We start from the raw sequence: 2,477 nt of genomic DNA, 5'->3' as shown, positions 1-2,477 counted from the left end.
TGCTCGCGCGAGTAGGTGAACTGGTCGTCCAGATAGGCCTTGGGCGTGGCGTGACCGCCCATGCTGCTGAGAGGCATCGAAAGCCAACCCATCGTAAGATCTCCTGTGATCGTGGTTCATGCCGCGAGCTTCACCGCATCGCGGGTCGCGGCCTCGTCCGAGAAGGCGCGCAGATAGGCGAAGGCCTGCTCTGCCTTGGTCGCGGCGACGAAGATCGCACTCTTGTCGGCGCGCAGCACCCGCAGCCAGTCGGCGACGTAGTTGGCGTGACTGTCATGGATCTCGGACGGCAGGCCGAGGTCGCTGCAGACCATCGCGCCGGTAAGCTCGGCGACCAGCTCTTCGACGCAGTACGCCTTGTCGCCGAACTTCTTGCCGAAGGTCCGATCCAGCCGCGACGAGTGCCCCGTCCAGTGGGCATGCTCGTGCGCGAGGATGGAGGCGTGCGCGTCGGCCGACTTGAAGCTGCCGGCGTGCGGCATCTGGATGTAATCGAAGGTGTAGCTGAAGAAGGCGCGATCACCGCCGCGGCGCACCCTCGACGGGATCGCCGCGAAAAAGGCGTCGATGCGATCCTGTCGCGCGGAGAGCAGCGTCGGTGTGGGTGGCGCCGGACGCGGGTAGAAGTAGCTCGGCAGGCCCTCGATCTCGTCGGCGTTGAAGACGGTGTACGAGCGCAGGAAGCGGATGAGCTTGTCGGCCGAGATTCCTTCAAGGTTGGGCTGACCGCGCTTGCGAAAGGTCGAGCTGTAGACCGAAAACGACGGCTGCGCGTCGCGGCGCACATGTCCGCCAAGCTCCTCGGCCTGGCGCGCGGTCATCCAGTAGCGGCTCCGGAAGTCAAGAAAATCGGCCATGACCCAGAGCCAGACCGAGTTAATGCCGAGGTACGGTGTGCCCTCGTGGCGCAGCGGACGGCCGCCCTCGCCCGTGACCGACCATGGGCGCTGCCACGGCACGGTGCCGGCCTCGAGTTTGGCGATGATGGTGTCGGTGATTGCGGCCGCGATGTCGCGGGTGCCGGCGGGCATGACGCGGGCTCCTCATGATGGAGTTTGGAAAAGAAGCTGCCGGCGCCGCGGTGAGGCAGCGCCGGCAGCGAGGTTGCCCAGCGGGTGCGCTGTTATTCGGCCGCGACCACGTCGTTGACGGCGTCGTCGTTCTGGTGCTCGGGCGGAGTGACGTCGTCGGTGCCGCTGCTCTCGCTATCGGCATCGACTGCGCCGTCACCAGCGGGCTCGCCGGCGTCTTCACCGATCAGCGCTGCCAGGTCGTCGTCCTCGCCGGCGCCCATATCGTCGCCGATCAGACCGGCGAGCTCGTCCTGCCCGTCGTCTTCGGGTGCCTCGCCGGAGGCGACGTCGTTGAAGCGCATCGCGGCTGGCACCCAGGCGAGCGCCTTCTCCTTGACCTCGGCTTCGACGATCGCATCGCCGGCGAACAGCTTCTGACACGACGCCGAAATCTCCGGCTTCTTGCTGCTCGCGTTGCGGCTGGTGAGCGAGGGACCGCCGACCTCGTCGAGCAGCGACAGCAGCGCGCCCTTGGGCACGCGGTCGAAGAAGTTCTCCGACGTCGGGCGCCACCAGCTCGCCACATCGACCTCGAGGATCGTGGCAAGGCGGTTCTGGAGCGGGATCTGCTTGGGCGCGCCGTAGCCCTCCTTGGCGTCGAACGACGTGGCCACGATCCACGCGAGCCACTTGGCCTTGGTATCGTCGGAGAGGATGCGGAACGCCTCGAAGCGCGCCACCTTGTTGTTCGGCTCGGACCAGCTCGCATCGAGATCGTCGTAGACCTCGGCGAGATAGTCGCGCGCACGCGAGCCCGGCACGCCGGTCGCAGGCACGGCATCCTGCGGCAGCGCCGCGCGGATGGTCGTGCCGTTGCCCTCGGTGCGGTATTTGCGGCCCTCTATCATGACGAAGATCATGTAGTCGAGCGCGAGACCGGGGTTGGCCTGCAGCGCGGCACCGAGCACGTCGCGACGCTGGATGGCGAGCTGATCCATCAGCACCTGGCTCATCGGCTTGCCGCCCGGGGCGGCGCGGTCGGGTTCGATGATGGACGTGGTGTTGCCGCGGCCGATGGTGTGCCCCGTCCCTTCCTCGATGCGGAACGTCGCGACGGGCGCAGGACGCTCGGAGTCGTCGGCATCGCCTTCAGCCCCGTCGTGCGACGCATCCTCGCCCTCGTGCTCGCGGGCATCGTCTTCGGCTGCGTCCGGCTCGACCATCGTGACGGTGATCGGTGTCTCACTGTAGAAGACATCATCGAGCACCATCTCGCCGGTATGCGACAGCGTCAGGAAGGCGCCGACGCGGGAGGCTACCTCCGGGGGCATCACGACCGGCCGATGCTCGAGTGCTTCGAGTTCCGCCGCGAGCGTGTCGTACTGGCCCTCGGTCTCGATGTGCGCTTCGTCACTGAGCGTGCCGCTCTCGAGCTGCTCCTGCAGCGGTGCCAGCAGCGCCTCG

Annotated in this window: 1 protein-coding gene and 1 pseudogene; both read right to left on the bottom strand. The window is 67.2% G+C overall.

Features of this window, described 5'->3' with window-relative positions; translation table 11 throughout:
• Window positions 1-116: 116 nt before the first annotated feature.
• Window positions 117-1,031: an ArdC family protein gene (locus FHY02_RS22540; protein WP_183926603.1), complete on the bottom strand. Its 915-nt coding sequence runs from the start codon at window positions 1,029-1,031 to the stop codon at window positions 117-119.
• Between the two features lie 92 nt (window positions 1,032-1,123).
• A pseudogene (locus FHY02_RS22535) lies at window positions 1,124-2,477 on the bottom strand (hypothetical protein); the annotation flags it as partial.

This window comes from Sphingomonas sp. BK069, assembly GCF_014193405.1.
GTDB lineage: Bacteria > Pseudomonadota > Alphaproteobacteria > Sphingomonadales > Sphingomonadaceae > Sphingomonas.
Note: the sequence above shows the minus strand (reverse complement) of the source record. Positions and strands in the feature narration are given on the sequence as shown.

Bases quoted from the DNA above. Each gene is read 5' to 3' on its own strand.
- FHY02_RS22540 (WP_183926603.1), bottom strand. From the start codon at position 1,031: ATGCCCGCCGGCACCCGCGACATCGCGGCCGCAATCACCGACACCATC.